We start from the raw sequence: 6,641 nt of genomic DNA on the forward strand, positions 1-6,641 counted from the left end.
CGCTCACGCGTCTCGGCATCGAACTTCCTTGGTGCACCCATATCTGCATTCTCCTGGTGAGATCACAGTCTCCACCAGTCCCAGGACGGTTCAATCCGCCGAGCCGTGCCGCCGAGCGCCCTGGGTGCGCCTGTTACAGAATCCTGCCGGCTCCGATACAAGTCATCGGCATCCCAGACCGAGAAGCGCCGCAAGCTGTCACCGGTCGCTCGCGGAGCATCGCACTGCGCCAGAAGGATCCGCGCGTCGGTTCGATCCAATCGCGACATGTAGCCCAGTCTTGCACGCAGCGCCAGACGGGATTTGCGCAACATGCGCAAGATGACAACCGGCACTTGCGCACCCTGACAGGTGCTGGTTGTGTGGCGCACATCAAGCCCATGATCGAGCCGGTCGACCTTGCCGGCGTAGCTATCAGCGGAGGTAGCCCATGTTCGACACAGACGATTTGGTGCAGCTCGTCACCGAATCCGGTGAACGACGCGCACATTCGGATTTTTCACCGTACGTCGAGGACATCGATTTTCCTACGTTGCGCAAGCTGTACGAAGACCTTGTCGTGGTCCGCCGAATCGATTCCGAAGCAACAGCATTGCAACGCCAGGGCGAACTCGGTTTGTGGGCGCCCTTGCTCGGCCAAGAGGCTGCCCAGGTCGGTTCGGCCCGCGCTCTCGACGCCGAGGACTTCGTGTTCGCCAGCTATCGCGAACACGGAGTGGCGTATTGCCGCGGCGTCGATCCGACGCACATGCTGCGGTTCTGGCGTGGCTCAACGCATTCGGGTTGGAATCCCTTCGAGTACAAGATGACCACGCCGGCGATCATCGTCGGGTCGCAGGCTCTGCATGCCACGGGCTATGCCATGGGCATGCAGCTCGACGGCGCAACCGGCGCCGCCATCACTTACTTCGGCGACGGTGCAACCAGCCAGGGGGATGTGTCGGAGGCGTTTGGATTTGCTGCCAGCTTCTCTGCGCCGGTGGTCTTCTTCTGTCAGAACAACCAGTGGGCGATCTCGGAGCCGGTGAGCGTACAAACCCCGGTCAGCATCGCCGCTCGTGGCCGCGGATTCGGTGTGCCGGCCGTTCGCGTGGACGGCAACGACGTTCTCGCCGTGATCGCCGTGACCCGGGCAGCGCTCGAACGGGCACGCGAAGGCAGCGGCCCCACGTTGATCGAGGCAGTCACTTACCGCATGGGGCCGCACACTACGTCCGACGACCCGACCCGATACCGGCCTGCAGCAATGGACGACGAGTGGAAGGCCAAGGATCCCCTCGATAGAATCCGCGCCCTCCTCGAAGCGGCCGGTGTGATCGACGACGAATATCTGGCGGCGGTCCAGCGTCAGGCAGATGAGACCGCAGCGGCCTTGCGCCGCGGCTGCCTCGAGACCATCAAGCCGACCGCGTTGTCGATGTTCGACCACGTCTACGTCGAACCGCACCCCCTCGTCGACGAAGAACGTCGCCAGTTCGCGTCCTACCTCGCCACCTTGGAAGGAACACACCGATGACCGCAACGACTGACCCCACCGTCCTTCCGCTGGGCAAGGCGATCAACGCCGGCCTGCGGCGGGCGCTCGAAAACGATTCCAAAGTTCTCCTGATGGGTCAGGACATTGGCAAGCTCGGCGGCGTCTTCCGGATTACCGACGGCCTGCAGAAAGACTTCGGGCCGAAAAGGGTCATCGACACCCCGCTCGCCGAGTCCGGCATCCTGGGGACGGCGGTCGGCTTGGCCATGTACGGATACCGGCCCGTGTGCGAGATCCAATTCGACGGATTCATCTATCCCGCGTTCGACCAGATCGTCTCCCAAGTCGCCAAACTGCACTACCGCACCGGCGGCAACGTCAAGATGCCGATCACGATCCGCGTCCCCTACGGCGGCGGAATCGGAGCCATCGAACACCACTCCGAATCCCCAGAGGGTTACTTCGCCGCCACCGCCGGACTACGAGTCGTCACCTGCAGCAACGCCGCCGACGCCCACACGATGATCCAACAAGCCATCGCCTCCGACGATCCCGTGCTGTTCTTCGAACCCAAGCGCCGCTACTGGGAGAAGGGTGACGTCGACCCCACGACAGAGACATACCCGCTGCACAAGGCGCGCATCGTGCGGGCTGGAACGGACGCCACCGTACTCACGTACGGCCCATTGGTGACAACGGCCCTACAGGCGGCGAGCATCGCAGCGGAGGAGGGGCGCTCACTGGAAGTGATCGATCTGCGATCGATCTCCCCCCTCGACCTCGACACCATCGCCGATTCCGTCCAGCGCACCGGTCGGTTGGTGGTCATCCACGAAGCTCCGGTGTTTCTCGGCATCGGCGCCGAGATCGCCGCCCGCATAACCGAGCGCTGTTTCTACCACCTCGAGGCACCAGTGGGAAGGGTCGGAGGCTTCAGCGTGCCTTATCCCCCCTCGAAGCTAGAGGAGTACTTCCTCCCCGACGCCGACCGCATCCTCGATGCTGTCGACCGCACGTTCACCGCGTAGAGACAGGAGACCCGCCCGCAATGCCCACCATCGAAACTTTCCTGTTGCCGGACCTCGGTGAGGGACTGACCGAAGCCGACTTACTCAGCTGGTCCGTCGCAGTCGGCGACACCGTCGAGCTGAATCAGATCATCGCCGAGGTCGAAACCGTCAAGGCATCAGTGGAACTGCCCTCCCCCTACGCCGGGACTGTAGTAGCCCTCCACGCCGAAGAGGGCTGGACCGTAGACGTCGGCAGCGCATTCATCGATATCGAGACCGACGACGACGCTGTAGTCTCCACATCTACCTCCCCCGCGCCTATCACTACAGCTGTACCGACACAGAAGGCCGCACCCGAACGCACCCCCGTTCTGGTCGGCTACGGTGTCGCCGAAGAAGGCATCAGTCGCCGCCGGCGAGGCGGCGCAACACCCACACCCACCGTCGAGCAGCCCGCCGCGGCAGTTCCGAGACGTCCCCTGGCTACCCCTCCGGTGCGCTTCGCAGCCAAGAAAGCCGGGATCGATCTCGCGGGCGTGTCTGCGACCGGAAGCCGCGGACAGGTGACCCGTGCCGACCTCGACCTCGCCATGAAAAATGCCGCAGATACCCCGGCCATCGGCCCCATTTCTGCCGCCGCCGACGCGGCTGCATCGACGAATCAACCGGTCGCAGGAGAGACCCGCACACCGATCAAAGGCGTGCGCAAGCACACCGCGGCCGCGATGGTCCGCAGCGCGTTCACCGCCCCACATGTCACCGAATTCGTGGACGTCGACGTAACTCCCATGATGGAACTGGTGAACAGCTTGCGGGAGAACAAGCACTTCGCCGGGGTACGCCTGACCCCGCTGGCACTGGTATCGAAGGCACTGCTGGTTGCCCTGCACACCGACCCGTCGCTGAACTCCTACTGGGACGACGACGCGCACGAGATCGTCACCAAGTTTTACGTCAACCTCGGGATCGCCGCCGCAACCCCGCGAGGCTTGATGGTGCCCAACATCAAGAACGCGCACGCCCTCGGCCTTCGAGAGCTCGCACTGGCCTTGTCCGAGCTGACGCGCACCGCCAAGGACGGCAAAACCGGACCCGCCGACCTGGCCGATGGAACGATCACCATCACCAATGTGGGCGTGTTCGGTGTCGACGCCGGCACACCCATCCTCAATCCGGGCGAAGCGGCAATTCTGTGCTTCGGCTCGATCCGGCGTCGCCCTTGGGAACACAACGGGGACATCGTCTTGCGGTCGATCACCACCTTGAGCCTGTCGTTCGATCACCGCCTCGTCGACGGCGAACAGGGCTCGAAATTCCTCGCTGCCATCGCCGACATCCTGTCCGACCCATTGAGCCTCATTGCCCTGAGCTGACGCGCCGTCACCTCACCGCAATTCGCCTTTCCCGCACCGCCGATCGTCATCGGCGCATCTTCGAGGAGTTCGCATGACCGATTCACCCGACGTCCTGGTTCTCGGCGCAGGCTCCGGAGGCTACGCCTGTGCGTTCCGCGCTGCCCAGCACGGCAAGACCGTAACCTTGATCGAGAAGGACAAGGTCGGGGGCACCTGCCTGCACCGAGGCTGCATACCTACCAAGGCACTCGTGCATGCCGCCGACGTCGCCGACACCGTCGCACACGCATCCACGATCGGTATCGGCGCCACACTCGGCGACATCGACGCCGGAGCGATCCATGCATACAAGAACGGCGTGGTCGATCGCCTCTACAAGGGACTGCAAGGCCTGGTACGCAGTCACAAAATCAACCTGATCACCGGTACCGGACGCTATACCGGCGGCACTACCGTGCAGGTAGACGGCCACTCGATCGCCGGACACTCGCTTGTCCTCGCCACCGGATCCCAGGTCCGCGAAATCCCCGGCCTCGAGATCGGCGGCCGCATCCTCACCAGCGACGAGGCCCTGCAATGGCCGACCATCCCCGAACGGGTCGTCGTGCTCGGCGGAGGCATCATCGGCATCGAGTTCGCCAGCATCTGGGCCTCCCTCGGCGCCGAGGTGACCATCATCGAAGCGCTCCCCCGCCTCGTCGCCGCCGAAGACGAATGGACGTCGAAGCAACTCACCCGCACCTTCCGCAAGCGCGGCATCACCATCAAGACGGACACCCGCTTCGCCAAAGCCGTCCAAGACGAAAACTCCGTGAGCATCACCATCGAGTCCGGCGAGACCATCGAGGCAGATGTCCTACTCGTCGCCGTCGGTCGAGGGCCACGCACCGCCGGAATCGGCCTCGACGAGGGCGGCATCGCACTCGACGAACGCGGTTTCACCCGCGTCGACAAAGACCTACGCACCAGCGTGAACAACGTCTACGCCGTCGGTGACATCGTCGCCGGCCCGCAACTCGCCCACCGCGGATTCCAGCACGGACTGTTCGTCGCCGACCAGATCGCCGGGGTACCCACCACACCGGTCGACGACACCAACATCCCCCGCGTGGCGTACTCGAATCCCGAACTCGCCTCCGTCGGACTCACCGAGGCTCAGGCGCGTGTACGCTTCCCGTCCGTCGAAACCACCGTGTACGACCTGGCGGGCAACGGGAAAAGCCAAATCCTCGGCACCAGCGGAGGCGTGAAACTGATTCGCGCCGAAGGCGGTCCCGTTGTCGGAGTCCACATGGTCGGCGAACGAGTCGGTGAGCTCATCGGGGAAGCGCAACTGATCGTGAACTGGGCTGCCCACCCCGACGAGGTCGCGGACCTTATACATGCGCATCCCACACAGGCCGAAGCACTCGGCGAAGCGCACCTCGCCTTGGCCGGCAGACCCCTTCACGCGCACGCCTGATCCTGACCGCAGACAGACAGCTCGCCGATCCACCGCACCGTTCTTGGAAGAACGACCATCCCGGCAGCAGCGAATGTCGTTCCGCCGAAAGGGTTCGTACGCCTGAAGCGAGCTTTATCTGTTGCAACTATTTCTTCGAATGAGGACTACTACATGGAAATCAACAACGCTGTGGCCATCGTCACCGGCGGAGCATCTGGATTGGGCAATGCCACAGCCGCCGCATTGGCGGCCCGCGGCGCCCACGTCGTGCTTCTCGACCTGCCAGCTTCCGGCGGCGACGCCGCCGCCGAACGAATCGGTAGCGCAGCAACGTACGTGGCCACTGACGTGACATCAGCGAGTGATGTCGCCGATGCGATGCAACGTGCCAGCGAAATTGGGTACATACGGGTCGTCGTCAACTGTGCAGGCGTCGCGACCCCCGGCAAAGTTCTCGGGCGCGACGGACCACTTCCGCTAGAAGACTTCGAACGCGTCGTTCGAATAAACCTGCTCGGAACGTTCAATGTAATTCGCCTCGGCGCTGAGAAAATGCTCGGACACCACTGCATCGGGGAGGAACGGGGCGTCATCGTCAACACCGCATCGGTTGCGGCTTTCGACGGTCAGATCGGGCAGCCTGCCTACGCCGCGTCGAAGGGGGCAGTCGCTGCTATGACGCTTCCTGTGGCCCGAGAGCTTTCACGCCACCAGATACGCGTAATGACCATTGCGCCCGGAATATTCGAAACACCGATGATGGCAGGACTACCCGCAGAAGCGCAAAGATCGCTCGGACAACAAGTCCCGCATCCTTCACGCCTTGGCCGAGCCGTCGAATATGCATCCTTGGTCTGCCACATCGTCGACAATCCCATGCTCAACGGCGAAACCATCCGCCTGGACGGCGCTATCAGAATGGGTCCGACATAGCGCAGGACTTCTCCCTTCGAAACGGAGCTCTGCATTCGCCTTTCGGCGCGCAAAACCATCGTGGTCCAAGTGGGATTGCGGGTGTCATCCGAAGTGAGTCACGGATGAGTCGTGGCAAACGGTGACACGAACGCGTCTGCCACGCAGAAAGGCCTCCCACCCCGCGACTGTAGCCGCAGGCAGGAGGCCTTTGCGATGCTCCCCCCGCTGGACTCGAACCAAGCAACCGTCCGATTAACAGCCACATGAGAAGAACTGCCGAACGTCCAGGTGGAGCCACGATAGCGCCCCTGAACAGCATCAATTGTTCAGGCGGTACCACCCGAATCCACGCCGGTTCGTACCGACTTGTGACAACCGTGTGACACCCGAACCGGCGTCGACAGACCTGGGGACTTGTGCGAATCCGCCTGGACACACGT

The 6,641-nt window shown here is 63.3% G+C and carries 5 protein-coding genes; all 5 read left to right on the plus strand.

Annotation, left to right across the window (positions count from 1 at the left end):
- The first annotated feature begins 430 nt into the window (after positions 1-430).
- The 5 genes from pdhA (at position 431) to A2J03_RS22465 (ending at position 6,219) form a co-directional block, all read left to right on the plus strand.
- Positions 431-1,516, plus strand: coding sequence for a pyruvate dehydrogenase (acetyl-transferring) E1 component subunit alpha (gene pdhA, locus A2J03_RS22445; protein ID WP_068378396.1), 1,086 nt, complete (start codon positions 431-433; stop codon positions 1,514-1,516).
- Positions 1,513-2,505, plus strand: a complete 993-nt coding sequence (locus tag A2J03_RS22450) for an alpha-ketoacid dehydrogenase subunit beta (protein ID WP_068378398.1) — start codon at positions 1,513-1,515, stop codon at positions 2,503-2,505. Before pdhA ends, A2J03_RS22450 begins: the two co-directional genes overlap by 4 nt.
- Positions 2,506-2,525: 20 nt before the next feature.
- Positions 2,526-3,860, plus strand: coding sequence for a dihydrolipoamide acetyltransferase family protein (locus A2J03_RS22455; RefSeq protein WP_068378400.1), 1,335 nt, complete (start codon positions 2,526-2,528; stop codon positions 3,858-3,860).
- 73 nt (positions 3,861-3,933) lie between these two features.
- On the plus strand, positions 3,934-5,304 hold the full coding sequence (lpdA, locus tag A2J03_RS22460; protein ID WP_068378406.1) for a dihydrolipoyl dehydrogenase: 1,371 nt from the start codon (positions 3,934-3,936) through the stop codon (positions 5,302-5,304).
- Between the two features lie 153 nt (positions 5,305-5,457).
- On the plus strand, positions 5,458-6,219 hold the full coding sequence (locus A2J03_RS22465) for an SDR family NAD(P)-dependent oxidoreductase (protein ID WP_068378408.1): 762 nt from the start codon (positions 5,458-5,460) through the stop codon (positions 6,217-6,219).
- Positions 6,220-6,641 lie beyond the last annotated feature (422 nt).

Origin of the sequence: Rhodococcus sp. EPR-157, assembly GCF_001647195.1 — a bacterium.
In the GTDB taxonomy this organism is placed as follows: Bacteria; Actinomycetota; Actinomycetes; order Mycobacteriales; family Mycobacteriaceae; genus Rhodococcoides.